25 protein-coding genes, 6 pseudogenes and 1 other annotated feature are annotated in these 24,678 nt (G+C 34.2%); of the genes and pseudogenes, 14 read left to right on the top strand and 17 right to left on the bottom strand.

Annotated features, from left to right (window positions below; all coding sequences use genetic code 11):
• Positions 1 to 47 precede the first annotated feature (47 nt).
• Positions 48 to 718, top strand: a pseudogene (locus FJQ98_RS11005) (transposase); the annotation flags it as partial.
• Positions 719 to 796: 78 nt separating this feature from the next.
• Complete coding sequence (locus FJQ98_RS11000) at positions 797 to 2,224, top strand: serine hydrolase domain-containing protein (protein ID WP_053596853.1); 1,428 nt, start codon at positions 797 to 799, stop codon at positions 2,222 to 2,224.
• 403 nt (positions 2,225 to 2,627) lie between these two features.
• Here FJQ98_RS11000 and FJQ98_RS10995 read toward each other — a convergent pair whose 3' ends face one another.
• Positions 2,628 to 2,810 (bottom strand): hypothetical protein, encoded by a 183-nt coding sequence (locus FJQ98_RS10995; RefSeq protein WP_053596852.1) that lies wholly within the window; start codon positions 2,808 to 2,810, stop codon positions 2,628 to 2,630.
• 217 nt (positions 2,811 to 3,027) lie between these two features.
• Between FJQ98_RS10995 and FJQ98_RS10990 the strand changes: the two genes are divergently transcribed.
• Together FJQ98_RS10990 and FJQ98_RS10985 are read left to right on the top strand one after the other, a co-directional pair.
• Positions 3,028 to 4,842 carry a terpene cyclase/mutase family protein gene (locus FJQ98_RS10990; protein WP_053596851.1) on the top strand — a complete coding sequence of 605 codons (1,815 nt, stop codon included), beginning with the start codon at positions 3,028 to 3,030 and terminating at the stop codon, positions 4,840 to 4,842.
• Positions 4,843 to 4,969: 127 nt separating this feature from the next.
• The gene (locus FJQ98_RS10985) at positions 4,970 to 5,257 is read left to right on the top strand and encodes a hypothetical protein (protein ID WP_053596850.1); all 288 of its coding nucleotides are present in this window, start codon (positions 4,970 to 4,972) and stop codon (positions 5,255 to 5,257) included.
• Positions 5,258 to 5,794: 537 nt separating this feature from the next.
• Here the strand turns inward: FJQ98_RS10985 and FJQ98_RS10980 are convergent.
• Positions 5,795 to 6,118 carry a hypothetical protein gene (locus FJQ98_RS10980; RefSeq protein ID WP_053596849.1) on the bottom strand — a complete coding sequence of 108 codons (324 nt, stop codon included), beginning with the start codon at positions 6,116 to 6,118 and terminating at the stop codon, positions 5,795 to 5,797.
• 243 nt (positions 6,119 to 6,361) lie between these two features.
• On the opposite strand from FJQ98_RS10980, the pseudogene FJQ98_RS10975 reads away from it, so the two are divergent.
• A pseudogene (locus tag FJQ98_RS10975) lies at positions 6,362 to 6,601 on the top strand (NAD(P)/FAD-dependent oxidoreductase); the annotation flags it as partial.
• 278 nt (positions 6,602 to 6,879) lie between these two features.
• Here FJQ98_RS10975 and FJQ98_RS10970 read toward each other — a convergent pair.
• Positions 6,880 to 7,470: an undecaprenyl-diphosphatase gene (locus tag FJQ98_RS10970; RefSeq protein WP_053596847.1), complete on the bottom strand. Its 591-nt coding sequence runs from the start codon at positions 7,468 to 7,470 to the stop codon at positions 6,880 to 6,882.
• A gap of 556 nt (positions 7,471 to 8,026) precedes the next feature.
• Here FJQ98_RS10970 and FJQ98_RS10965 point away from each other — a divergent pair.
• Entirely contained in the window at positions 8,027 to 8,425 is a 399-nt protein-coding gene (locus FJQ98_RS10965) for a glucosamine 6-phosphate synthetase (protein ID WP_201406696.1), read from the top strand.
• A 139-nt stretch (positions 8,426 to 8,564) separates the two neighbouring features.
• Here FJQ98_RS10965 and FJQ98_RS10960 read toward each other — a convergent pair.
• The 5 genes and pseudogenes from FJQ98_RS10960 to FJQ98_RS10940 form a co-directional block, all read right to left on the bottom strand.
• A pseudogene (locus FJQ98_RS10960) lies at positions 8,565 to 9,134 on the bottom strand (class I SAM-dependent methyltransferase); the annotation flags it as partial.
• 13 nt (positions 9,135 to 9,147) lie between these two features.
• Positions 9,148 to 9,450 (bottom strand): annotated as a pseudogene (locus tag FJQ98_RS10955) (TetR-like C-terminal domain-containing protein); the annotation flags it as partial.
• A 25-nt stretch (positions 9,451 to 9,475) separates the two neighbouring features.
• On the bottom strand, positions 9,476 to 9,685 hold the full coding sequence (locus FJQ98_RS10950) for a hypothetical protein (RefSeq protein WP_053596843.1): 210 nt from the start codon (positions 9,683 to 9,685) through the stop codon (positions 9,476 to 9,478).
• Between the two features lie 192 nt (positions 9,686 to 9,877).
• Complete coding sequence (locus tag FJQ98_RS10945; protein WP_053596842.1) at positions 9,878 to 10,408, bottom strand: GNAT family N-acetyltransferase; 531 nt, start codon at positions 10,406 to 10,408, stop codon at positions 9,878 to 9,880.
• 109 nt (positions 10,409 to 10,517) lie between these two features.
• Entirely contained in the window at positions 10,518 to 11,384 is an 867-nt protein-coding gene (locus FJQ98_RS10940) for a GNAT family N-acetyltransferase (protein WP_053596841.1), read from the bottom strand.
• A 552-nt stretch (positions 11,385 to 11,936) separates the two neighbouring features.
• On the opposite strand from FJQ98_RS10940, the gene FJQ98_RS10935 reads away from it, so the two are divergent.
• Positions 11,937 to 13,109 (top strand): multidrug effflux MFS transporter, encoded by a 1,173-nt coding sequence (locus FJQ98_RS10935; protein ID WP_053596840.1) that lies wholly within the window; start codon positions 11,937 to 11,939, stop codon positions 13,107 to 13,109.
• A 79-nt stretch (positions 13,110 to 13,188) separates the two neighbouring features.
• Here the strand turns inward: FJQ98_RS10935 and FJQ98_RS10930 are convergent, their stop codons facing one another.
• Complete coding sequence (locus FJQ98_RS10930; RefSeq protein WP_053596839.1) at positions 13,189 to 13,695, bottom strand: hypothetical protein; 507 nt, start codon at positions 13,693 to 13,695, stop codon at positions 13,189 to 13,191.
• A 101-nt stretch (positions 13,696 to 13,796) separates the two neighbouring features.
• On the opposite strand from FJQ98_RS10930, the gene FJQ98_RS10925 reads away from it, so the two are divergent.
• Positions 13,797 to 14,261: an NUDIX domain-containing protein gene (locus FJQ98_RS10925; protein WP_053596838.1), complete on the top strand. Its 465-nt coding sequence runs from the start codon at positions 13,797 to 13,799 to the stop codon at positions 14,259 to 14,261.
• A 50-nt stretch (positions 14,262 to 14,311) separates the two neighbouring features.
• On the opposite strand, the gene FJQ98_RS10920 is transcribed toward FJQ98_RS10925, so the two are convergent.
• On the bottom strand, positions 14,312 to 14,755 hold the full coding sequence (locus FJQ98_RS10920; RefSeq protein ID WP_075807343.1) for a GNAT family N-acetyltransferase: 444 nt from the start codon (positions 14,753 to 14,755) through the stop codon (positions 14,312 to 14,314).
• 25 nt (positions 14,756 to 14,780) lie between these two features.
• Positions 14,781 to 15,098 carry a MazG nucleotide pyrophosphohydrolase domain-containing protein gene (locus FJQ98_RS10915; RefSeq protein ID WP_053597026.1) on the bottom strand — a complete coding sequence of 106 codons (318 nt, stop codon included), beginning with the start codon at positions 15,096 to 15,098 and terminating at the stop codon, positions 14,781 to 14,783.
• Between the two features lie 150 nt (positions 15,099 to 15,248).
• Here FJQ98_RS10915 and FJQ98_RS10910 point away from each other — a divergent pair, with 150 nt between their 5' ends.
• Positions 15,249 to 15,824, top strand: coding sequence for an LOG family protein (locus tag FJQ98_RS10910; protein WP_053596837.1), 576 nt, complete (start codon positions 15,249 to 15,251; stop codon positions 15,822 to 15,824).
• A gap of 246 nt (positions 15,825 to 16,070) precedes the next feature.
• A pseudogene (locus tag FJQ98_RS10905) lies at positions 16,071 to 16,375 on the top strand (phosphorylase family protein); the annotation flags it as partial.
• Positions 16,376 to 16,549: 174 nt separating this feature from the next.
• Here FJQ98_RS10905 and FJQ98_RS10900 read toward each other — a convergent pair.
• Positions 16,550 to 17,215: an HAD family hydrolase gene (locus tag FJQ98_RS10900; protein ID WP_053596836.1), complete on the bottom strand. Its 666-nt coding sequence runs from the start codon at positions 17,213 to 17,215 to the stop codon at positions 16,550 to 16,552.
• A 346-nt stretch (positions 17,216 to 17,561) separates the two neighbouring features.
• Here FJQ98_RS10900 and FJQ98_RS10895 point away from each other — a divergent pair, with 346 nt between their 5' ends.
• Positions 17,562 to 18,713: a hypothetical protein gene (locus FJQ98_RS10895; protein ID WP_053596835.1), complete on the top strand. Its 1,152-nt coding sequence runs from the start codon at positions 17,562 to 17,564 to the stop codon at positions 18,711 to 18,713.
• 186 nt (positions 18,714 to 18,899) lie between these two features.
• Positions 18,900 to 19,073 (top strand) — a sequence feature (16S ribosomal RNA rRNA prediction is too short).
• A 78-nt stretch (positions 19,074 to 19,151) separates the two neighbouring features.
• Positions 19,152 to 19,463, top strand: a complete 312-nt coding sequence (locus FJQ98_RS10890; RefSeq protein ID WP_053596834.1) for an RNHCP domain-containing protein — start codon at positions 19,152 to 19,154, stop codon at positions 19,461 to 19,463.
• Positions 19,464 to 19,541: 78 nt separating this feature from the next.
• On the opposite strand, the gene FJQ98_RS10885 is transcribed toward FJQ98_RS10890, so the two are convergent.
• Positions 19,542 to 19,985, bottom strand: a complete 444-nt coding sequence (locus FJQ98_RS10885; protein WP_053596833.1) for a hypothetical protein — start codon at positions 19,983 to 19,985, stop codon at positions 19,542 to 19,544.
• Positions 19,986 to 20,654: 669 nt separating this feature from the next.
• Here FJQ98_RS10885 and FJQ98_RS10880 point away from each other — a divergent pair.
• Entirely contained in the window at positions 20,655 to 20,900 is a 246-nt protein-coding gene (locus tag FJQ98_RS10880; RefSeq protein ID WP_053596832.1) for a YkuS family protein, read from the top strand.
• A gap of 81 nt (positions 20,901 to 20,981) precedes the next feature.
• Here FJQ98_RS10880 and FJQ98_RS10875 read toward each other — a convergent pair.
• Positions 20,982 to 21,185, bottom strand: a pseudogene (locus FJQ98_RS10875) (CPCC family cysteine-rich protein); the annotation flags it as partial.
• 325 nt (positions 21,186 to 21,510) lie between these two features.
• Between FJQ98_RS10875 and FJQ98_RS10870 the strand changes: the two are divergent.
• A complete protein-coding gene (locus FJQ98_RS10870) occupies positions 21,511 to 22,434 on the top strand; it encodes a VanZ family protein (protein WP_053596831.1) in 924 nt (307 codons plus the stop codon).
• Between the two features lie 316 nt (positions 22,435 to 22,750).
• Here FJQ98_RS10870 and FJQ98_RS10865 read toward each other — a convergent pair whose 3' ends face one another.
• The 3 genes from FJQ98_RS10865 to FJQ98_RS10860 form a co-directional block, all read right to left on the bottom strand.
• The gene (locus FJQ98_RS10865; RefSeq protein ID WP_053596830.1) at positions 22,751 to 22,978 is read right to left on the bottom strand and encodes a hypothetical protein; all 228 of its coding nucleotides are present in this window, start codon (positions 22,976 to 22,978) and stop codon (positions 22,751 to 22,753) included.
• 755 nt (positions 22,979 to 23,733) lie between these two features.
• Positions 23,734 to 23,901 (bottom strand): hypothetical protein, encoded by a 168-nt coding sequence (locus tag FJQ98_RS27540; RefSeq protein WP_425492701.1) that lies wholly within the window; start codon positions 23,899 to 23,901, stop codon positions 23,734 to 23,736.
• Positions 23,902 to 24,146: 245 nt separating this feature from the next.
• On the bottom strand, positions 24,147 to 24,401 hold the full coding sequence (locus tag FJQ98_RS10860; protein ID WP_053596828.1) for a hypothetical protein: 255 nt from the start codon (positions 24,399 to 24,401) through the stop codon (positions 24,147 to 24,149).
• Between the last annotated feature and the right edge of the window lie 277 nt (positions 24,402 to 24,678).

The raw sequence follows: 24,678 nt of genomic DNA, 5'->3' as shown, positions 1-24,678 counted from the left end.
CAAATAACGCATATAAACACGCAGCACCTCCGGTACTATAAAGGTACTCTGGTAATTCTAGAAATGGTTCCTATACGTGTATGCTACATACTGAGTTTGGTGATCTTCAACTTGCTATCCCTCGAAATCGTAATGGAGAATTTAAACAACAAACCGTAGTGCCCTATCGCCGTTCAAACGATACACTAGAAGCGTTCGTGATTCATATGTTTCAAAAAGGCGTGACAAACGCTGAAATTGCCGATCTCATCGAGCGGATGTATGGTCACCATTACACACCACAAACGATTTCGAACCTCACAAAGGTGATGTCTGACGAATTTCTGATCGCCAAAAAATCTGTGACGATTTCAAAAAGGTTTACCGTGCAGATAACTTGGAAAATGCACAGAAAGCGCTCCAAGATTTCATTGAAAAGTGGAAAACACTCTATCCCAAAGTCACAAAACCGTTAGCTGCCAATCCTTATATACTCACGTTCTATAGCTTTCCAAAATCCATTTGGCGTAGTATTTACTCCACCAACTTGATTGAATCATTCAATAAACAAATCAAGATATATAGCAAGCGTAAGGAGCAATTCCCCAACGAAGAATCGTTAGAACGCTTTCTAGTTTCACAGTTTTAAGAATATAATCAACGGTTCGCCACCAGGTACCATATAGGTTTTGACAAAGCTCTAGCAGAACTTGAAAATCTGTTCAAAACGAAAGAATAAAAGAGCGTCTACAAGAAAAGGAAAAACTTATTTACACAAAATTATTGACGGTACCTAATTTTTCAAAAAGGAGAGTTTATGAATAAGATTATTGTTTTTGTATTAACGATATTTATATTATTCTCAGGATTCGCAACACAAAGTTATGCGTTGTCAGATTCGAAATCTGCGGCAATTCAAGCGTTGCTAGATGATGCCCGTCGTATATCAGGTGTGCCGGGAATGTCAATCTCAATACTTGCTGATGATGAAGTGTTCTACTTTTCTTCAGGGTATGCAGACCGTGAAAAGGGGTTGTCTGCAAGTGAAAATACACTCTATGAGTTAGCCTCGGTCAGTAAAGCTTTTACCGGTATGGGTATTATGCTGTTGGAAGAGCAAGGGCTGCTCTCAATGACTGACCCTGTCCAAAAATATTTACCTTGGTTTACGTTAAAGTATCAAGGGAAACCTGTTGATATGCAAAGCCTTACACTAAATAACTTTCTTTACCATACCAGTGGTCTAACAAATATTAGGCATACTCAAAATATTCCTCAAGGCAATACACCGGATATGTTGCAAAAGACTGTGGAAATGCTCGTGGATGCTGAATTGGCGTTCCCTCCCGGTGAACAGTATAACTATGGAACTGTTAATTATGACGTATTGGGTTTGGTTATTGAGATTGTGTCGCGACAAAGCTATGAAGACTTTATGAGGGAACAGGTATTTCAGCCATTAGGTCTTCACCAGACGTATGTTTATAAAGAAGATGCTCAAGCCACTGGACAGTTGGCGCAGGGCTACCGTTCTTCCTTTTTTATGACAACTCCATTTAAAGCTCCGGATTATGCTGGGAATAAACCCGCAGGCTACATCATTTCTAATACAAAAGATATGGCGCGTTGGATGGGCATACAGATGGGTATCGTGCAGGACATACCCGAAATATTTCACACGGTTATCGAAAAATCACATAAGGGTGATATGTCTGTTTCGGCTGTCAACGATATGTATTATGCGGCAGGTTGGTCGGTAAACACCGACCAAACGATTATAGAACACACTGGGGGCAATCCAAATTTCAGAACCGAAGTAGCCATACTGCTAAATGAACGAACAGCTGTCTGCTTGCTGAGCAACGGTGCAAATACCAATATAAACCTGGTACTAAAAGTTAAAGATATATTAGACGGCAATCTAACTCAGTCATATGAAATAAGCGGCACACAGCTTTTGGATATCACTTTGTCGTCTATCACAATTATTCTTTGCCTATTGGCCGTTTTGTTATTTCTCTTAGGATTACGCAGAAGGAAAACGAATGAGCGGCAGCCAATGACAAAAAAGAGAATAATCGTAACAATTATTTTCCTGATCGCTACGATTGCCCTGGGTATACTGTGCTGTGCTTTAGATTGGTCAACGATACTTATTTGGCAAACATATAGTGTTCTTACAGCTTTGATTTCGTCAGCATTATTAACAGCAAGCATTACATGGTTTGTATACACTCACCGATAAAATACCTTGCTCCCAAGATAAGCATAATGTTAAGTAATTAAATTTCAATTTATCGGTATGCTTAATTTGAAAAACATAAGACACTTCGGTGTCTTTTTTAATATCATCGACAATTTTCCCAGCCAAACCTAATTACTATTACTTCCACTAACTTGTTCGTTCGGAATAAGGATTTTTAAACAACTATATTATTTTTTAAATGACTTTATTGTAAATTAAACAACTTTATTATTTCTGCACACCTCTGCTATATGCAAGCCAATCGAATGAGTGTTTAGTGAGTTATCTTTTATTCCATTTCAATTAATTTTATTTGATAATCTTCGCTTAACTTAACATTTACCCATTCGTTAGCATTAGATATCTATTTTATTGATTGTATTTGAATCTGTAGCATTATATTTTAGCTATATGATAACGCTAATTCAACAGGTGATTTCGTTTCAAAAGGTGAAACAACAAACCCGATGACATCTCCTTTGTCAAAAGTACTATTAACTGCATTAATAACATTTTCGCTAAATACCTCTTTACCACCTACATACGTAATTAAGGTTATATGTTTAATATTTAAAGAGTCACTCATTTCAACTGAAATGCCACCCCCGTTATGGATAAGATAGATTATTAGTTTATATGAGCTAATTTCATTAAATATAGAATTTTGGGTGATTTATGTAATTTCAACTCTCCCCCTCCCCAATTCTCCGCACTTGTCTATTTCTCTTTATAACTCTCATCATAATATATCTTAATTACAATTCATTTTTACAAATGCAAAAGGAGAGGGTGTAAAAACTTAAATGAATCTAACAAATGAGATTAACCAAAAAATACAACAAATTATTAAAAATCTGAAGCAAGACCAATTTAATGATGGCTCGTGGAGATATTGTTTTGAAAATGGACCAACGACCGATGCAAATATGATTATCCTGTTAAGATTATTAGATTATGATGATGAGAATCTTATAAAGAAACTTGTTGCACGTCTACTTCAGCAACAACAAAATAACGGTGCCTGGAAGCTCTATGATGATGAAAAAGGAAATTTATCTGCAACAATTGAAGCATATACAGCTCTTTTATTTTCCGGACATTTGAATAAAGATGATCCGTCGATGAAATTAAGTGAACAATTTATTGTGAAGAATGGAGGACTTGAAAAAAGTCATATTTCTACGAAGTGTTTACTAGCTATTACCAACTTATACCCTTGGCCAAAACTATTTCCTATCCCACTTAGTATCATGAATATACCAAAGTTTCTAACATTTAATTTTTTTCATTTCAGCTCATACGTACAAGCACACTTTCTTCCTATCTTAATATTAGGACACGATAAATTTGTAGTTACTAATAAATGGACGCCTGATTTACAACATTTATTTTTATCTCAAAAGAAATATAAAGCACTTAAAAAGAAAAAAAGATGGTTTAATTTATTTAAAAAGATATTGCCTACTTATAAGGATTCAACGAGGCTAAAAGCTGAACAACATATATATAATTGCATTGAAAAGGATGGGACATTATATAGTTACTCAAGTTCTACATTTTTTATGATTTATGCACTACTTTCTCTAGGTTATAAAAAATCTTCTCCTATTATTAAAAATGCTATTGGCGGTATTAGATCTTTTTTATACGAAAAAGGAGATGTTTTTCATATTCAAAACTCTCCTTCGACTGTTTGGGACACTGCGCTAATTTCTTATTCCTTACAAGAATCGGGTCTTACCATTAAGGATCCAGCTATCCAATTAGCTTCGAACTTCTTAATGGAATTACAACACAAACACTCTAATAAAGGATGGGGTTTTTCAGAAAGCAACTCCATTAATCCTGATGTTGATGATACACAAGCGGCATTAAGGGCACTATCTAATTTTACATGTAGTCATTCTAAATTTCGTATAGCCTGGAATTCGGGCGTTAATTGGTTATTAACCATGCAAAACAATGACGGAGGCTGGGGAGCATTTAATAAAAATAGTCCTTCATACATTAAATGGCTTTTCCCCATACAGAGTTTTGAAGACACTGCTATAGATCCTTCTGCTGCTGACATCACCGGCAGGACATTGGAATTTCTAGGGAATCATTTAAATTTGACTATGCAACATCCTCGTGTAATGAACAGTGTAAAATGGCTAATAAAGAATCAAACTAATGATGGTTCATGGTACGGACGTTGGGGGATATCTTACATTTATGGTACATGGGCCGCTATCACAGGCTTAAAGGCAGTTGGGGTTTCATCTGATCATCAAACTATTCAGAAAGCAAAAGAGTGGTTGTTAAATATAAGACAACCTGACGGAGGCTGGGGTGAATCATGCCAGAGTGATTTGCATAGAGAATATATTCCTTTGCCCTATTCTACACTAGTGCAAACTTGTTGGGCGGTTGATGCATTAATTTCTATCTCTGAGTTTCCTACAAAAGAAATCACAGAAGGAATTATAAGAATTTTAGAATGGCAAAATACAGAAACTAGTCGGATCTCTTATCCTACAGGTGCAGGTTTACCAGGACACTTTTATATATACTATCACAGCTATCAATACGTATGGCCTTTGGTTACATTGAGCCATTACTTAAAAAAATACAATTAGTTCATTATTGGAGTTTTTTTGAAAAAAATAGTTAATCTATCTACCCCCCTCCTTCTTCATCTCATATACTATATTGTTCCTATCTTTATCTCTGTAATTTACTTTTATTTGAAAGGAGGTTATGTCAATGTCCAATATTGATCCTAGTTTAATGCGTGTTTTCCGACAAAGAATTAGAAACCCTCATTGTTTCGGTCGTGTATGTGGAGTTCTTAGATCATGCAACCATCGTCAGTTAAGAAGTCCCGCAGGTGCATACGGTCTTGTTGATCGTCTATCTGATTGCTGTGGAGTACCTGTAACAAAAGCTCAGAGAGATCATGCAGCACACTGGCTTATGAATTGTGGAGTTGATCCCCAAAACACAGCTCATCGAAGAAGGATGTGGGGTATTGTTAGGGGAGGTTTGTGGTAAACCGAAACACTTTTAGAACTATGCATAAAGAATCTTAAATGTTATTAAGTAGACAATCAATCCAATTAAAGGAATTGAGGCAGTAGTGAACATTGGATACCAAACGTAATCTAGAAGTAATTAAAGACGGTCATTAAATATATTCCCTAATTGTTTAATTAAATAGCCCTAAAATGAAAAATTGGCGCTGATCCTTATTCCAGGAAAGCGCCCGATTGTAAAAGACTCGGAAAGCCGGTAGCCTCATTGGAGTGACTTTCTTGGCATTCTCAGAGCAATTGATTGAAATTAGCGCCCATCGCACACACTGATGTAACTTTGGCATAAAGTTTGATAAAAGGGAGATCACAAAACCTTATTTAGCAGCTAACAAAAAACTCCATTTTGAATAAAGATTGATCAAAATGGAGTCACGCTATTAAGTTTAGTATAAGAATTTTATATTAAACTTTGAACATTTGAATGAATCCTATTCAACAAACTCACCCGATTGCTTAAGTATGGTTATTCATATTTTTAGTAGTTTTCATTATTATGTCATAAATTTTCTAAACTGGTTTTAGGTATAATAGATTTGGTACTAGTTTTAATCTTAGATATTATTTGATCTCTTGGACCATTTAACCACTCAGAATTACTATAAAATTCCCGTTGTGAGTTCTCCAAATGTTCACTATTTTCATATTCTCTTATTAAATAATACGAATCAGGATTATGTAAAGATTGACCATAACTAATAACTTTCATTTTTTCTTTTTCGTGAAGAGGAATACTTTGTTCTACCATTATCTTGTGAAATTCAGTTCCAGTACCTTCTTCTAATTTGTATAATAATATTTCTAGTATAGCTTCCCTATTCATAATCTACCTTCTCCTTTTATAAAATGTAAGTGAATAAAATCCATTTTAAGAAAAAATCTATGCAATCATTCTATCTCATTTTATCAACTCTCTATTCATTTCTATTACATGATAACACCATGCTTTCCTTAATGTGTTTTTTATGGTGAACTTCTTCGTTTGTTGCGTAAGAAATGCAATTCCAACACGCTCTTAATATATTTTATTGATCATTCTTTTATAAAAAAGTTTGATCATTTCTATGATATTTCTTCCATTCAAAATATTATTTGGTCAACAGGATTTGTTCCTGACTATAAATGGATAGACATAGAGGGAATTTTAGATGCAAAAGGTTTTCCTCTTCATAAAAGAGGTGTGAGTCCAACACAAGGGTTATATTATATTGGATTACCGTGGCAACATCAAAGAGGATCGGCACTTATTTGTGGCGTAGGAAAAGATGCTGAGTTTTTATATTCAGTTCTGAAAAAGATGAATTAAGTTTATCAAAAGGGACGGTCTGTGCATCCCTACTATTAGAGGGACCGTCAGGAAAATATGAATTTACAATGTAAAGGAAATTTCAATAATAAAAAGCCCAACTTCTCTGCAAATTAAACTATAAAAAATAAAAGAGCCGCATTAAAATGCGACCCTCATCTTGGCTTATATTCTTATTTGATAATTTTAAACAAACTCTACGCAATAACTATAGAACCCCATCCTTGATAAAAAATAAATCATCAATAAGATTTGTCGATAGTCTCTTATTGCAACTTCTAATGACTGTATTTTCCTAGGATTGGAATATGTTTCGTTAGTCTTTTATACATGGAGAATATTATTTGTACTACAGGCTCCAATTTTTTTGAGAACTGCACAACTATCATACTTGCTCCTAAAGAAAGAAGAGCGCCGCCAATCACGTCCGCTGGATAATGGACTCCGACGAATATACGCGAAATACCAACAATGATGGCCCATACTAATACGGGGTACTTCCACGAGTCTTTTCGTAGAAGCAACGTACATGCTACAGAGAATACTAATACTGCATGATCACTTACGAACGAAGAATCAGTTGCATGAGGTACTAACTGATGAACATGGTATGTCACGAATGGACGTCGATGATAGTAGACAGAATGAAGGATTGCGTTTAGGGCCAATCCAAGTAAACAGGTGAAGACAATGTATATAGCAGTATATTGTTTTTCCACTCTTTTTTCTTTGTTTCCAGTAAACCATAAAAATAACATGAATACGATTACGACATAAGGAACGCTATTAGTGATGAAAATCATACCTTTATCCAGAAAAGGATAGCGGCCCGCTATATCATTAATCCAGTGAAATAGTCCATAATTCATTATTGTTTATCTCCTTGCTTTTATACTTTTGGTCCTCAGATAATTCAAGTGAACAAATTTGCATATTAAATGTAGCAAGTGTTTCTGAATGTTCTCTAAAAATCACGATCAATTATAGTTCAAAAATAGAGACATAAATCACATGATACAAATTGAATACCTGATTGCTTTCATAAATGACGACATCATTAGCCTCATGGTTGCTTTAACTTCTTTCAGCAAATGTTTTTGTACCGAAAGCGTAGCGACAGGTACAGAAGTCCCCCATGAACTTAAGACTCCCTCGTGATCATAAGGAGTTACGCTAGCTTAATAATATAAAAAAAGATAACTTTTTGGCTGTCCCCCACATAAGGCTAAGAATTGGAATCTTTATAGAACGAAAATACGCTCTTATGCATATTCTCGTTTTATATTTAGTTGTAATCTTAATCTTACGTACTAATGTCCTCTCCTATTTTGCATAACAAGATAAAATCATTAAATAGAAAATATTATAGTAAGCTAGCAAAAATCAGTATAAAGGTGATAAAATATTATAAAGGGGGCTACAAATATGGGGAGACTAAGCAAAAGGAATATACTGTGGATTGTGCCAATCGGGATTTTTAGGGTATTCTGGTATTTTTACGGTCCACAAAAGGACATTACAGATAATGAATATATTACATATGTTAAAAACTATTCATTTGAAAATAGTAATAAATCGTTAGAATCTGGCTTTGCCAACACTTGTAAAAATCCATATTGGGTATATTTTGAAACTCAAAAAGGACAGGACGTTGTAGAATTTAAAGGAGAGTGTCCTGTCAATAATAAAACTGAAAAAGTGAATGTTCAATTTTTAGTTGATCGGGATATGACAAATGTGAGATACGGTGCAATGCTAGTCGATAATAAAATGCTGGAGGAAGCGGATCGAGATAAATACCTAGTCGCTTTAGTAAGTGAATAAATAAAATGAAGTTCTCGTTTGAACAGCGAACGAGAGCTTCATTTTATTTAATCGACGGATAGGAAGGTCGAACTGACGGATTGAATTACTCAACCGACGGGATAACACCTCTCTACATTCGATAAAGAGCTCTTATTAATCATTTCACAGCTTTCCAAATGGTCCATCGATCCTTTTCCACTATAGAACCCTCAGTTAAAATGGCCTGATCAATATAATTCACTAAGTCATTTAATTCTGTATCGTCTAATTCATGTAAAATACTTCTACCTGTTCGTTCCCGTAAATCGTTTAATAATTGCTCTTTCTGTTCATACTCGTTTCTTGTTTCCAATAACTTTACTTCTGTAATCTCGCTAAAACCAATTTCCTTCAGGGTCTCAACGACTAGCTCACTGCTATGTCTGCGTTTAACTTCTTGTTCCTTTAATTTTGGAAACCGTTCAAAGAAATAGCCTCTAATATGGCTGTCATCTCCCTTAAGAAGACAATCTTCAGGAGTCCGGTCTTGGATAATATAGACCCCTTTATCCTCCAAAATCCTATATACCTCTTGAAAACAATCCTTTACATCTTGGATATGATGTATTAATGCTCGTTCCAGGACTAACTGAAAGCTGTCATCGTCTAATCCTGTAGCCAGTGCATTTCCTTGCTTGAAAGTTATATGATGATATTGTTTACAGTTTTCTTTTGCCCCAACGAGCATCATTTGTCTACTCCTACTCGCTATCTTTTTCAATAATTGAACGTAATTCACTAGCTTCAAAAGGTCCGTTTATCATTGTTTCTACCAACATAGTAGCAATTTCCTCTGGAGATTGTTGCATATCGTGTTGCAGCCAGTACGTAATAACCCTTAAAAGGGCATTTGAGTTATACGCTAATATTAATTCAATTGGAAACCTCCATTTGCTTTTATCAATACGATTAACTAGATAAGTATTGAAGTATCTCACGAAAAACTGTCTCATTTTTTCATGGAAAAATGGATCACCTTGTGTTCCTAATACTTCTTCATAACTTTTTGCATGAGTTTTTTTATTTTGTTTATTTTACGGACTGGATAATATTTAGTTCAAGTATTCGAATTTCCTTATTCAGCTTTGTAATGGCTGCTTCTATTTGTTCAAAGCGTTCCAAATAACTTTTACTGACATTGTGCGTGGGTAGCGCATCTTTTAACGCTGCCTGCCCTGCATATAGAATTTCAAGTGAATCCAACTTTTCAAAATAAGCTGTGCTATATTGTATCTCCATTCTCTCAAAGCCCCTTACTGTTACTTTTTCACTACTAATAAAAATCGATGTATTTACTAGCACTATAACCGAAAAAAGCAAGCACAAAACCATGTCTTAGTTATCATTTATTATCCAACAAAAGGTATAACCTATGCTAAAAAATATTTTTCCGTAGGTTAAGAGAATTTATTCTCAAGAAAAAGAAATTCATTATTCATTTTTTAAAATGGAATAGACAAACGTATCGTGTGCCTGCCCATTTTGATACATATAATCTCTAAGAATTCCTTCCTTTTGAAAGCCCATTTTCGTTAGCAACCTATTCGAGGCTTCATTTTCAATAAATACAACAGCACCTATACGAGTCAGCCCCATATGCTGAAATCCATACGACACAATTTCGGTAACCGCTTCTTGTGTATATCCTTTTCTCCAATAATCAGGATGAATTTCATAACCGATTTCTGCTCGTTTATGTATAGGCGACCAGAGGTTTAAACCAATCGTTCCAATTATTTCCTTTGACCCTTTTCTCTCAATTCCCCATCGTATCCCTCTTTTTTCAGCAAAGTTCTTTGAAAATAATTTCACTAAATTTTCTGCTTGCTGTATCTCAACGAATGGCTCTTGTCCATAATAGCGTGTGACATCTTCATTAGAAAAACATTTAAAAACGTCCTCCGCATCATCCTGCGTAAGCTCTCTTAAAATAAGTCTTTCTGTTTCTAAATAAGGAAACATTTTATTCTCCCCCTTTAATATCATCTATTCTCCACGCTTCCATTAAAATCCTTTTGAAATAAAAAAGAGGCACACCCAATTAAAGTGTACCTTCTTTGTTTAAGTAATCTTATCCAAAAATTTGAGCGGCAATGGTAAATAGTGTATTATTTCTTGTCGGCATTTTTTCAGCATGAAGAATCATAACGGGAGGTGTGTTTGCCTCTGTAAAGCCACTTTGTTCTAACCATTTCATTAATTCAGCGTGACCAGATGGTATATCAATTCTTAATTTTCCATCATGGTCTTTCGCTAAAATATTTATTATAAGACTAGCTGTTTTAGAATCAGGTGCTATAATTGGGCCTAAAATTAGATTGATTGGCCCTAAAATGGACATGCCAAAGCCTATAATATTTGCCTGATGATCTCTCATAACGATACAGCGCTTAGATTGTTTAATCCTATTCCTTAGAAATTTACTTCTTTTATCTCCAAAGGCAGCTGCATCTAAGCTGACAATATCAGTAAAGTCCTGCTCATTGAAATCTTCAATTGTACACTCGTTAGTAGCTAAGTTATGTGCACCTATATAACTGTCAGCCAGATATTTATGAACATAATCTACAGTGGTAAAGCCCATTTTCTTATATAACGGTTCCCCGTCTTTCGTTGCAACGAGCAGTATCACTGTATGTTCTGAAACACTTTCAATACATTTTTGAGTGGCTAATTTGCCTAGACCGAGTCCTCTGTAATTTTCATGCACAATGACCATGCCAATCGAAGCTAAATTTGAATCATATGTGATGATGGCAGCACTTGAAACTATTTTCCCCTCAGCATTTTTGTGACCAAATATTTTGCCTGACAACATAACCGTTCTAATTTCGAATTCATCGTAATCCCACCCAACAGAGTCAGAAAGAGCAATTAATCCTGGAATATCATTTTCATTAAATAATACTAGCTGTAATTGATTATGATATGTAGTCATTTATTCTCCCTTCAGCAAGAACATTTGTTTCTATTTTATATGGATACTATAATATTTACAAGTGGACTTTTTAAAAAATTTAGATTTATCATCAAAAATTGGTGATGACATTTTATAAAACGTAGCAATTTTAATACGTTGATTGGTGTGGAGGCTGGGCGACTCCTTGGGGATCAGCGTCGCAGATGAGACCCTGGAGCGAAGCGGATGTTTTCTGTGCGAAAGCGTAGTGCTAACGTAGCGGCAACAACAATGTTTTAGCTGTGCGAAAGCGAAGCGTCAGCAACAAAGCGCCCAGCCGGAACGGAAATCAACCCCATGTTATGGTGATGAACCCAAAGTATGATAGTGGTAGAAAAGATTTCCGTATAAACCTTGTAAAAATAGTAAAAATCTTTATAATAGTAGGCAGACTATGCACTCCTACTTTAAGCATATTAGGTGATTGAACATGACATCTTATGAACGCATACTTATAATGGTCCCGCCGTTTCCCTAGCTACGTCTACTCTTTTCTAAAGAAGTAGATTTTGCTTGTAGGAGGGCAATAAGTTGAAAAAATATGTAGCACCATCTTTACTTTTAATGATTGTTCTTGTAGCTTTTCCACAGATTAGCGAGACAATCTATACACCATCTCTACCTGATATTTCAGATGCATTGAATGCTTCAAATAGCTCCGTACAGTTAACCTTAAGTGTCTACTTTATAGGGTTTGCAATTGGTGTCTTTTGTTGGGGATGGATTTCTGATTTTATTGGACGAAGACCGGCAATGTTGGGCGGTTTAATTATTTATGGTATTGGAAGTTTCATGTGTTTTTACGCGGAAACGATAACTTTTCTATTAGTTAGTAGATTTATACAAGCTTTTGGGGCAGCGACAGGCTCGATTATAACGCAGACGATTTTGCGGGAAAGTGTATCTGGCAGTAAAAGACATGCGATGTTCGCACAAATTTCTGCAGTGATTGCCTTTACCCCTGCAGTGGGGCCGCTTATTGGTGGCTGGGTCGATCAAGCACTTGGTTTTAGAGCTGTTTTCTTTGTGCTCGTTGCGATGAGTATTTTGTTGTTTATCTATGCTTATTTCAGACTTCCTGAAACAACAGATAAATCAACGAGAAAAAGAATTGCTATTTTCCCAGTTGCAAAACGTATTATTTCATCACCACGGGTTCTTGTCTTTGGATTGCTGATTGGTGGGATAAATGGCGTGTTATTCAGTTACTATGCTGAAGCTCCCTTTATCTTTATTGACCACTTCAATTTATCGCCTGGACTTTATGGATTTCTTGGCATAATTGTAGCTCTTGCCTCAATTATTGGTGCCATGATTTCAAAAAAACTTGTAAACAATTATCAGCCAGAAAAAGTTATTCATCTCGGTTGTATTGTTATGACAGTTGGAGCTTTATTACTACTAATCGTTAGTACTTTACCACTCTCTAATATCGTCTTACTAATAGGCATTTTAGTAACCATGTTTATTACGTTATTAGGATCAGGAATTGCTCTGCCAAACTGCTTAAGCCTTGCGCTTGTTAGCTTTCAAGATGTTATAGGAACGGCTGGCGCGATTTTCAGCTTAGGCTATTACTTACTCGTTAGCTTACTAACGTCAGGTATGAGTTTCCTGCATAATGGCTCATTAACGATAATGCCACTTTATTTCTTCATCCTAACGATGATAATGTTAATATTCGGAAGAAAGTTTATTGTTTAAATTATTGTAGCGGGAATAAATAATCAATAACGCTTCCTTTTTCAGCCACCCTATAATATCTAGTAGGGTGGCTTCATTTTTACTGAAAGTAGTAATTGACTACCTCATCTGCCGAATTAAAAATGGTATTATTCTGAGTTTTATAAATAAACTTTGGTGAAGTACAGGCTTTTTCGAGACTCCTTGCTTGCTTTAGCGTATCGGTCATTTGCTCGATTATCTCAGTATAGCCATCGAGATTATTGGAGATTTTCGGCATCATTGAATTCGAAATGTCTAAAACGATGGAAACTTGATCCTCCGCAAAATTATTTAAATTAATAAAAAAACACTCCTCCAAATCTTTCGAATGCTTGTCAACATTAATAACAGCTTCACTATATTTTGCGATTAGTCCAGTAGATGTTACTGTAATCGTAAAGCCTTGTTCGGTTAGTTTTTTATTAATGGCATCTAACAATTTATTGACTTCCGTATCCATTAAGGGCGTTACAGTTGTCTGTATTAATTGATCACAATTTTGATGAGTGGTATCAATTTCTGTCTGCTTATCAACAAGTAATTTAAAGTTTGATATCGAGTACACAATAAATCTCCCCTTTTTTATAAGTTTGACATTCGGGCGTTTTTTTAGTCATCTTTGAGCTATATATTTTTACAACAATAATCGAATTTAGGAGAGATTACATGCAAATAAGAAATTCTGTTAAAGCTTTAATAATAGAAGATGACAAAATTTTACTAACAAAAAATCAAGATGTAGAAGGCAATTTTTATCTTTGTCCTGGTGGCGGACAGGAACATGGAGAGACTTTTCACGCCACTTTATTAAGGGAATGCATAGAGGAGATTGGCTGTTCAGTTGAAATCGGAGAGCTACTTTTTATTCGTGAATATGTAGGGAAAAATCATGAGTATGCATCTTTTGACTTTAATGTTCATCAAGTAGAGTTTTATTTTGCTTGTCAGTTAATTCTAGGGGAAAAAACGAACTTTCAGCCAACAAATCCTGATAGTCATCAAATTGGATTAGAATGGGTGACGATTAAAGACTTATCTAGCTTTCGACTTTATCCAAAAGAATTAAAAAAGTACCTCCAGCAATATTGTAGCGGTCAAGTAACTCCCATCTATTTAGGAGATATAAATTAATAAATGGTAAAAGGCTGTCGCAACGAAATATTGTGACAGCCTCTCTTAATTTAAACTAAATGTTTTACCATTGTATAATAGCTACTTCCAGGAGGATAATCTTTTATTTCGCCTACAACCTGATAGCCCCTAGTTTCATAAAACGTACGTGCTTGAAAGTCATATGTAGTTAGCAGTGCCTTCGTAGCTCCCATTTGCGTGGCCGTTTCTTCAGCTTTCGCCAGTAGCTGTCCCCCAATGCCTTTTCCACGATATTCTTCACTAAACCAAAACTTATTGATTTCCATCCACCCCCAATAAACTTCGGCAGTGATACCGCCAATCCATTGTTGTTGATGATCTGTAACGATCAAGTTTAACGGACGTATGGAGCCTTTTTGTCGAGCTTCTTTATGGTAGGGTGAATTTTCATCATTGTACTCTTTTAGATTTGTATTTAAAAACGTAGTAAAGTCATCATGCTTTTCTAATAAAACTTCTACTTGATAATCCATATGAATCCCCTTTCCATTTGCATTTTTATGCTTTATAACGCTCCATTAGCTTTTCCTGATGAGATGAAAAAATTTCTTCTAGTGAAATATCATATTTATTGGCTATAGCAATAATATTCCCTAAAACATCTCCAAGCTCCTCCACTAATTCTTGCTTATTTTCTTCATAGGATTGAATCTTTTCATCTGGTCGATTCCTACCAATTTCCAACGCTCGTATAGCTCTTGCTACTTCCCCAGTTTCTTCAGCAAGGAAGCCTATGCGCGTAAAAATACTTAAATCAGACCAACCGCGTGTATCGTAATAATCTTTCACCCATTTTTGAAACTCATTTAATTCCATTTCCTCTTCCTCCATTTCTTTCCTCTTGAAATTAAATTATACTATAAAAGTGAAACTTGAATCAGTGGGGTTTTTTTATCCTCCACTTAATTATTAAAGTTCACTGATCGTTAATGCGGAAAGAAACTTATCAGATATGGAGGAACGATTATGGATAGTATTGCAGTATTTTGCGGATCAAGCATCGGTGCTTCTGAGGCATATAAAGAAGGAGCTATTCTTCTAGGAAAAGAATTAGCAAAACGGAATATTACCTTAATTTATGGTGGAGCCAGTGTAGGTGTAATGGGAACAGTCGCAGATACGGTTCTTAGTGAAGGTGGCAAGGTGATTGGAGTAATTCCGACGTTATTAGAGGAACGTGAAATTTCTCATAAGCATTTAACAGAGCTCATTGTCGTCAATTCTATGCATGAACGCAAAAGCAAAATGATGGAACTAGCTGACGGATTTATTGCTTTACCTGGAGGACCTGGTACGTTAGAAGAATTATTTGAAGTATTCACATGGAATCAAATCGGCCTTCTACAAAAGCCTTGTGGTATTTTAAATATCAATCATTATTATGATTTACTCATTGGGTTATTTGACCATATGCAAAACGAACAATTTTTACAAGCCCAATCTAGAAATGCACTACTTGTAGATAAAGACGTTGCGGCACTATTAGACAAATGTGCAGCTTATGTTCCTCCTGCAGTTAAAACATATCAAACAAATAAATGAAATAAAGACTTCTTAAACCATGGAATTATAGGATATTGTATGGGTTTTAATAAAAATTCATTACTGTCTTACATACTTAAAAACAGCTGAACATATGCATTCAGCTGTTTTTCATGTTGTTGATAATTTTATACTACTCTCATAACTTTCTTGTTATTTCTCCAGACTTTATAATAATTGTGACATATTTTGCTTGACCACCGTCTATGTGGTTTTCCATCTGCGACACATCCATATCTGTCTCAAGCTAAAGAACAAAACGTTAACTTACAAGAAGGTGTTTATGCTTGGTGGAGTGGACCTGCATACGAAACTCCAGCTGAAATTCGTATGATACGTACATTAGGTGCAGATGCTGTAGGGATGTCAACAGTACCGGAAGCTATTGTAGCAACTCATGGAAATATGAAAGTGCTAGGCATTTCTTGTTTAACAAATATGGCTTGTGGAATTTTAGATCCGCCATTAAGCATGATGAAGTCATTGAAGTCGCAGCTTTAGCAAGAGAGAAATTTATCAAATTAGTAAAAGAAACAATTGCAAGAATGTAGATCTTATATTTTTATGGTTCATCACCAAAGGTTAAAACGTTTGTCATGAATAGAAGTTGATTGGAGTGGAGGCTGGACGACTACTTGGGGTTCACGGCTCATCGGACGCCCCCACGAAACATGGTTTGTGCTACCAGTGGGGGGTTCTTCATCCCCCACTTTGTACTATTATTTTCATGTCTTTTGCAAAACCTTTAAAATATCTTGAATTTCTATTAAATTATCAATGTTGTAATCCGCTTCAACTTTTTGCCATGCATCATTTCTTTTCCAAATAGCCATCATCCCTACTTTTTTAGCAGCTTCCACATCATTAAAAGGATGGTCCCCAATGTACATACTTTCATTTGCAAACACCCCTAGTTTGGATAGTGCACGATGAAATATTTCTGCATTCGGCTTTTTGATGCCTTCACATTCAGAGATAAGAATCACGTCAAAGTCCTCTTCAATCCTTAACGCTCGTATATTATCTAATTGAAATTGCCCATAACCATTTGTTATCATGCCAAGTTTTAAACCTTGCTTTTTCAAAATGTGCAGCATGCTATGCAAGTTTTCAAATGGAACACAATGTTGCTTAAATTCCTGTACATAATCCTCTAACATTGCTTCTGAAGATAACTCAATAGAAAAATCTTCGACCATTTGCTTATAGACTATATCTTTCCATACATAGCCTCGATTATCTAACTCAATAAAGCGATGAACATATGTCTCTTTTAAAATATGTGATAGTTTTGTCTTTAATCGTTCATATTGCTCTTCAATAAATAAACGAACAGAACGATCACGATCTAACAATGTTCCATCTAAATCAAATATTACTGCTTTTATCAATGTCATTTATCCCCTTTCATTTCACCTCTTTACGTTTTTTCACTGTCACTATTGCAATAATAACCATTTTGTTAATACTTCAGCTATTCCCACGTTGTCACCACCTGTCAAATTTAAATGTAAAATCTTTACAATAAATTCCTGAACTTCGTCATAATCCTGACTTTATGATAAGTCTTTGCTTAAATTAAACTGCTTAAACTTTTGTTGTTATACGTCAATTAAAACACTATACATAGAATGTTTTAAACTTTTTAACTTTTTAAAAAAACAATGAACCTTTTCAATTGGTAATCCGTCTAAATATTGGAAACATCAAATTCCAGTCAAAAAAGGAGAAATGATAATGAAAAAACCGATTAAAAAAACTTGGATGATTGCTTCAGCACTAACAATAGGAATGGCTGTTCTGACGCCACTTCAAGCAGGTGCTACATCAGTAGAACCAACAAATAATATTAATGTTCAAATTGAACAACAAATTACAGGAACGATTAAAGACATCTACGGAGATGGAATGAACCTTAAAGGAAGAGATGGTAAAAATTATTTTATCAGTTTCTATAAATTTTCTGAAGAACAACTAGAAAAAATGAACTTAGTAGAAGGACAGGAAATTACTGTAGAAGGTAGTGTAGTAGAGGATTATTCAGACTTCTTTACATTTGAAGTTTATAAAAGGTACTTGCCTAAAGAGGTAACAAATGAAGATCTAACAAAATTAGAAAAATTGTTTAATGAAATGAAGAAGATACAAAAAGAAATGACAAATGAAGAAAAGTTTACAGATAAAGAATTAGAAAAGAAATTTGAGGAAATTAATAAAATTTATGAAGAAATGTATACAATTACAAAGCCATATATTTTAGCTAATTGGCAGCCTCAAACATTCGAAGAATATTTAGGAGATTACGGATTTAGCGAAAATAATATAATTATTGCAGAAAATGATAAAAAAGAGCTTAAAGCCATTTATGAAGAATGGGTAAAGCTTGAAAAAGATGGTCAAGAGGAAAAGGCTAACGAAAAATATGATGAATTTTATCAATTACTTCAACCATATTTTGATGAACTTTATCCGCCTCTAACATTTGAAGAATACATCGAAGGCATGGAGTTTGATATCCCTGCTGAAACTTTAACAAAACTAAAAAATATTTATGAGGATGCCCGAAAAGCAGAAAAAGATGACAATTCTGAGTTGATTGAAAAACTATGGGAGGAATTCCATGACATCCTTGATCAGTTCATAAAGCCTCAAACATTCGAGGAATACATGGTTGATTTCGAATTCGAAGTTAGTGAGGCAGATCAGAAGCAATTAAAACAGCTTTATGAAGAAATCTTAAAGCTTGATAAAAAAGAAGATCAAGAAAAAGCTGATGAAAAATGGGAGGCATTTTACAATATTTTAGACCCATATTTTACAGCCAATAGAGAGATTCTATTCTCCGCTTCTAAAGTAATAATGAACGGCCAAGATTATCTTCCACAATAAGTAAAAGAAATCGGGGTGTCTCAAAAGTCATGGAAAATGATTTTGAGATTTCCCCTTTCATTGACTTCAATTAATTTGGTAACCTTTAAATGAATATAATAAATGCTTATAATAAGGGGTGAATGAATTGACGTTTTATCTATTCAAATTACTTGCTCGTTAGGGGACGAATGCCTAAGTCAGTGATTATAGGAGAACACCTACTAGTGGAAGATGGAGCTGTCCGTCTTACAGTGGTTGACACAAATCCATAAAATCAATCGTGGTCCGGATCAAAGGATGAAATAAGTCTTTGTGAAGTAGGAACTAGAAGTAATCGTTTTGAAGAGCAAGACGGTGAATTGGTACATTCCCTATAAAAGCCTGATACTACAATTGTAGAAAAAGAAAACGGAACCCTTTCTCCAAAGATGAAATAATATCTTGGAGGAAGAGCAAATGAGTAGAAAAAATGAAAATACAGCATTTCAATGTGAAAATTGTGGTACGATGGTTGATCCCTTAACCAATGGAAGTTTCCGAAATCATTGTCCAAATTGTTTATTTTCAAAACATATGGATAATATCCCAGGAGACAGAGCAAGTACTTGTCAAAGTTTAATGAGACCAATCGGAATCGATTATACTGGAAAAAAAGGCTTTCAACTTATCAATCAATGTACCAAATGTCAAAAGATTAGTCGCAATAAAATAGCTGTTGATTCCATTCAAGAAGATCAAATTATCCAATTTATGAAATCAATAATTTAGTAAAATATTTGTATAGACACATTGGAGATTAACCTCAATGTGTCTTTTATTATTGGGAAGTGAGTAAAAATAGAACAGTTATTTTACTTCTATAGCAAAAATATAAGAAGCACTTCCTTTGTCCCATCTACCAGAAATACTATATATAAGTCCCCTTCTCTTTTGGTGCAGTAAAAACATTACATTACCTTCTACTTTTACTTGTTTACTCTCACCTAAATTTTCTATTTCAACTTCTATTTCATCAATAGGCTGTTTTTTAAAATTGATTTTTATTGCACTTTGAGGGGATACTGGAAATGGAACAATTTTATTATTAGCAATAATTTCTGTTGGTGGAATTTTATCAACACACTCCACCTCTATCAATTTTTCCCAACAATATGTACCTTGTAGTATTGGTATATTTTCACTTTCCGACATTACAATTGGCTTTGATGGCCCAGCATTAAGTAACATAATAATCCATACAAATGCGAAAATAAATAAAATACTTATTATTTTCATCTTCAGACTACCCATATATTATCCCTCCTAACAACATTCATAATTACTAAATACAATTTCGCTGGAATGGAAAATGCGTTATCTTGCGCACCATTTTGTTATTAATATTGGATCAACACCATAACGTGTAGTTGATTTCCGTTCCGACTGGGCGCTTTCCCGGGGGCGTCCAGCCTCCGCCTCCACTCCAATCAACTTATATATATGGTATACGTTTAACAAATGTCATCTATAACTTTTGGTGATGAGCCTTAATACTATATGGGGATTTTTTTGTATGATTATTAATAAATTCATACGCTCAATTGATTAGAACCGTGCATAAAAATTAGATACATTAAAAAATTGGTATTAAAAATTCAATTTCACGTCATTTATATTATTATAGGCGTGTGTTGATTAGGAAAAAATAGGTTTATTATGGAGCGATAAAAGGGTTTTTGTTGCTATTTTGCTAATATATTCCTATTTTAACTGATTGTAGCGTAGGGCTACTCGACTCCCGCAGGAAAACGAGTAGCCCGTAGCGGAAACAGCCTCTTTGAATTAATTCGAGTGTATAAAAATGGTTAATCACCATACCTGATATTATTAGTTTCTATTTTGGTTATATAATAAAAAAGCGAAAGAAGTGAATAATTAGCAATCTTATATGACACATTACATATAGGAGGTGGAAGAATAATGTCTAGAATAATTGGTGTGGAACAAACATTAACAAACGTTGAGGACGCTTTAAAAGCAAAAGGTTATGAAGTTATTCAGCTTCGTACTGAAGAAGATGCAAAAAAATGTGATGCCTGTGTAATCACTGGGCAAGACAGAGATATTATGGGAATTAGCGATCCTATCATGGCAGGACCTATTATTGACGCTGATGGTCTTTCTGCTGACGAAGTACTTCAACGTGTCGATAAATATTTCCACTAATAAATGACTAGGTGCTGTCGCTATAGCTTTGTTGACTATAGAGCAGCACCTTTTAATATTTATGTGATTATAGAATGCTCATTAATAAATTCGCCAATTCACGTCTTTTATATCTTCTTTGTTTGGTTGTCTTACAAATTTTACGTACTCTTTTTCGCAAGCCCCAAATGAAAGAAATTGTTGTGCTTGTTTTAAGGATACCTCATTTGCACCACCTCTATAATCTGGATCACTAAATTGAATCCTATCATCTTCCCAGAAGCAAATCTTACAAATTTTATATGTATCTGGCGTTCCTCATCAATGCTTGTAATGAATCACCAACGATAACTTTGATACGCCTTTGATGACTTAGATACATACAACATATTTACCAATAATCAGTTACCCTTTCATCATTTCACTTATTTTCTTGTTGAATCACAATTCTTCCCCCTACTACACAATCCATTGTCACTCCTCTAAAAAAGAAATTTTAATACTGCAAATTCTTAAGAAATCTTCATAAATACCCTCAATAATTATTAATGATTTCCATTTACAATAATGATAAAGCCACAGGATTCTAGTAGTTCGCAAATGACAAGAGGAATCGGTGAGGAGATAAAATATGAAAAAACGAAATGTAATTTTGATGATTACTATACTATACACAGGTCTGATCTTATACTTCATGTTCTTAGGCTTTAATCGTCTAGACCGATACGAAGATTACAAAAGCTACGGCTACGAATTTCTGTTCATCCCATCAGGCGTTCCTCTGAATTTTCCTAGATTTACGTTTTCTTGGTTGTACGATTTTGGAAATATAGCAGCATTTATCCCCTTAGGTATTCTGTTTCCTTTACTTTATCAAGTTGATTATAAAAAATTTATAGGATGGTTCATGATCGTGATTTTTGGATTGGAAACGATTCAATCATTAGTACATCTCGGTACTTTTGATGTAAATGATGTTATTTCTAATACTATAGGTGCAACAATAGGATATGTTGTATACAAAGTTGGATTCACTTCAAACTTGACTTTAAAAAAACTCATTGCTTCGTCCTTATCTGCCATTATACTGTTAGTTTGCGTGATGATTGTCTCTGAAGTTTTAGATAAACGAGTAAGTCCTATACAACCCTTGCATGCTATTAAAGAAATAACAGGAGCTAAACCACTAACAAACGATGTACCGACCTTCACTGTAGCTGGTAATAAAATTGAACCTCAATTCAATTTATATAGTAATGAAGGAAATACTACCAAGACCTACACATATCCTATTGAGGATAAAGAAGAGCTAACATTGTTTCTAAACTTAGGCATTCCAGATCATGAGGAATTCAAAGGAGAAATAGCAATAATTACGGATGGAAATGTAATTTTCCAAAAAAATGAAGAGGATTTGAAAGAATCAGAAACAATAGAAATAATGCCATTGGAAATTCCGTTATATTACGAAGCCAAAAAAATGACCATTATGATCACAGGTAATATAATGCTATGGGATGTAGGCTTCACAGAACTGAAGCATTGGTGGGAATAGAGTGATTCATTTCGTCATTGGAGTAATTGCATCTTTCTAAACAATGCAGAAGAATGCTCTTATTTATACCATTCTGGACGTTCTCTTACGTTTCATAAACAAAGTGAAGCTTTGGCTCAAAATTAATTGAGTACTTGGGCTTCACTTTGTTTATTGTATATTTTTTATTTCAATGTTGTTGAATCGTAAAAAACTTCGTGACAACTAACTTTAAAAGATACTGAATTTCACATATCAATCGAGAATCCGAAAAGGTGCGCTTTTTTTATAATTCGGGCTTACCACCTTGTTAGAAGTTGTGACTTTATACATTAGATTAATCAAATTCTAAAATATTTTGTTCTACTACTACCTTATAAACATCTATAGTACTAATTAGAATCGATTTAAAATTTTCTGTTTCAATAAATGAATACCAAGACTTCTCATTGAACCTATTAGAAATTTCTTCTGTAAATGTTTCTTGTTCAATATTCGTCTTGATTTTATATTCTTCTTCACGATCTTCGTCAAAGTAAAACTTCATTGTATATTCATACTCCATAAGTCAACACCTCCCATCTATCTATATAATGGATTGGAATGACAAGAAATATGAGCATAATAAAAAGCCACACCTAGTTAGGTATGACATTTTATAAGTAAGCTTTAACTTTTGGCTCACTCGCTCCATTTTCAGATTCAATACTGCTCACACAATACTTTAAAATACACGCTCATTCTTCTTCCCAATTAACAGACATACCTCTCCAAAAGCCAATGTATATTGTTGAAGGTTTTCCATTGGGTTAGTAGAATTTTTCTCCAGAACAAATTTTATAAGTATTTCTTTGCCTCTGCTTTGTTAAATAGCGCTTACTGCACATTACTCAGTATTTAAGGGCTCAATATAAAAATACTTTTATAAAGTAAATAATTAAACTGACAGCAACAACCGTATTGATCACCAACGCGATCTTATATTGAAACCTAATTTTAAATAAAGACACCAGTATATTATGAAGAAGTAAATATATTGTTAATACAACAAAATGCATGATAGAAAACACGAAACTCATTATGACTAAAGAAAAACGACTCAAATCTCCTGGAAAACTATCTGCGGCTGTAAAACGTATACTGCCCACAAAAAGTACAGTTATCCATTGCATATAGTAGGTTAAGATAAACACTATTAAAAAATAAACTACATAAGATAAATATTGAAAAAATGACTTAATATCCATTTCACACTCCTTAACTAAACGAGAGTAATTGAACTCTGATTTCTATGTATGATTAATTACAATAACGGTATTACTAATTGATTTGTTGCACATTTCTCCAAATGTTCCAATCCAATTTTTTGTTCCCTGCTAACTGATCCTCATGTAAGTATTCAACGGCAACGGCCTTCTTGATTGCAAACACCTCAAAAATGTTCTGTTCTAACATTCTGATAATATCAATAGTTGATATATTTTCAATCAGTTTATCAGTTTATTTATAAAGTTCCATATTCCATTGTTCCAATTTATATACACCATTTTTATGTGGGGGATAGCTAAATTGTAAATTTCGTCAATCGTCTTGCTTATTGAGATTTTTCTTATACCTTCGCTCTAATCAAAACATAAAAAAAACATGAGAAATATGAGAAACATCGTGCCCATCTCGGGTGCATTCTATTGCGCATAATAAAAACACCCACATTGCGGGTATTAAATCAATCTTCATTTATTAAAACTATTTTCTGCTTCATTAGCCGTGAACAATGATTCTTTTGCCACTTGCTTTAGTTCACACTCATTTTCCTCATAATAAAGATTAAAATACTGCACTGCTTCTTCGTCTTCCATTATTTCGTTGTATATTTCAAGATTTTTTTGTAAATAACAATTAATTTTTTCTTGAGCAGCTATCGTTAGAAGACTTGCTGAAGTTAATTTTAGCAATAATTCATCATTCTTTTTTATTATAGTCCCCATTCTAATCCACTCCTTAACTATATTCTCACTTAAGTGGATCTGCAATATTTTTTATCCCTAGCCTTGTAATCACAATGGATGCCGATGTTGGAATACCATTTAATTTTATTTGAAGAAAAAAAGAAAGTAATTAAGAGTTATATGATTTATTATAATCATTATCGAGGGCAATGGAATTTTAAAAAAGCTACCGCCTGTAAAATACAGACAGCCGCTTCAATAAGTTTCCCAACCTTTTTTAAATGTCCTTTACAAAGGGTACATTTTATATTTTTGA

This window comes from Lysinibacillus agricola, assembly GCF_016638705.1.
Taxonomy (GTDB): domain Bacteria; phylum Bacillota; class Bacilli; order Bacillales_A; family Planococcaceae; genus Lysinibacillus; species Lysinibacillus agricola.
The sequence above is the reverse complement of the archived record's forward strand: the minus strand, read 5'-3'. Positions and strand labels throughout refer to the sequence as shown.

Coding starts and splice junctions, on each gene's coding strand:
- FJQ98_RS11000 (WP_053596853.1), top strand. CDS start 797: ATGAATAAGATTATTGTTTTTGTATTAACGATATTTATATTATTCTCA.
- FJQ98_RS10995 (WP_053596852.1), bottom strand. CDS start 2,810: ATGAGTGACTCTTTAAATATTAAACATATAACCTTAATTACGTATGTA.
- FJQ98_RS10990 (WP_053596851.1), top strand. CDS start 3,028: ATGAATCTAACAAATGAGATTAACCAAAAAATACAACAAATTATTAAA.
- FJQ98_RS10985 (WP_053596850.1), top strand. CDS start 4,970: ATGTCCAATATTGATCCTAGTTTAATGCGTGTTTTCCGACAAAGAATT.
- FJQ98_RS10980 (WP_053596849.1), bottom strand. CDS start 6,118: ATGAATAGGGAAGCTATACTAGAAATATTATTATACAAATTAGAAGAA.
- FJQ98_RS10970 (WP_053596847.1), bottom strand. CDS start 7,470: ATGAATTATGGACTATTTCACTGGATTAATGATATAGCGGGCCGCTAT.
- FJQ98_RS10965 (WP_201406696.1), top strand. CDS start 8,027: ATGGGGAGACTAAGCAAAAGGAATATACTGTGGATTGTGCCAATCGGG.
- FJQ98_RS10950 (WP_053596843.1), bottom strand. CDS start 9,685: ATGGAGATACAATATAGCACAGCTTATTTTGAAAAGTTGGATTCACTT.
- FJQ98_RS10945 (WP_053596842.1), bottom strand. CDS start 10,408: ATGTTTCCTTATTTAGAAACAGAAAGACTTATTTTAAGAGAGCTTACG.
- FJQ98_RS10940 (WP_053596841.1), bottom strand. CDS start 11,384: ATGACTACATATCATAATCAATTACAGCTAGTATTATTTAATGAAAAT.
- FJQ98_RS10925 (WP_053596838.1), top strand. CDS start 13,797: ATGCAAATAAGAAATTCTGTTAAAGCTTTAATAATAGAAGATGACAAA.
- FJQ98_RS10920 (WP_075807343.1), bottom strand. CDS start 14,755: ATGGATTATCAAGTAGAAGTTTTATTAGAAAAGCATGATGACTTTACT.
- FJQ98_RS10915 (WP_053597026.1), bottom strand. CDS start 15,098: ATGGAATTAAATGAGTTTCAAAAATGGGTGAAAGATTATTACGATACA.
- FJQ98_RS10910 (WP_053596837.1), top strand. CDS start 15,249: ATGGATAGTATTGCAGTATTTTGCGGATCAAGCATCGGTGCTTCTGAG.
- FJQ98_RS10895 (WP_053596835.1), top strand. CDS start 17,562: ATGAAAAAACCGATTAAAAAAACTTGGATGATTGCTTCAGCACTAACA.
- FJQ98_RS10890 (WP_053596834.1), top strand. CDS start 19,152: ATGAGTAGAAAAAATGAAAATACAGCATTTCAATGTGAAAATTGTGGT.
- FJQ98_RS10885 (WP_053596833.1), bottom strand. CDS start 19,985: ATGGGTAGTCTGAAGATGAAAATAATAAGTATTTTATTTATTTTCGCA.
- FJQ98_RS10880 (WP_053596832.1), top strand. CDS start 20,655: ATGTCTAGAATAATTGGTGTGGAACAAACATTAACAAACGTTGAGGAC.
- FJQ98_RS10870 (WP_053596831.1), top strand. CDS start 21,511: ATGAAAAAACGAAATGTAATTTTGATGATTACTATACTATACACAGGT.
- FJQ98_RS10865 (WP_053596830.1), bottom strand. CDS start 22,978: ATGGAGTATGAATATACAATGAAGTTTTACTTTGACGAAGATCGTGAA.
- FJQ98_RS10860 (WP_053596828.1), bottom strand. CDS start 24,401: ATGGGGACTATAATAAAAAAGAATGATGAATTATTGCTAAAATTAACT.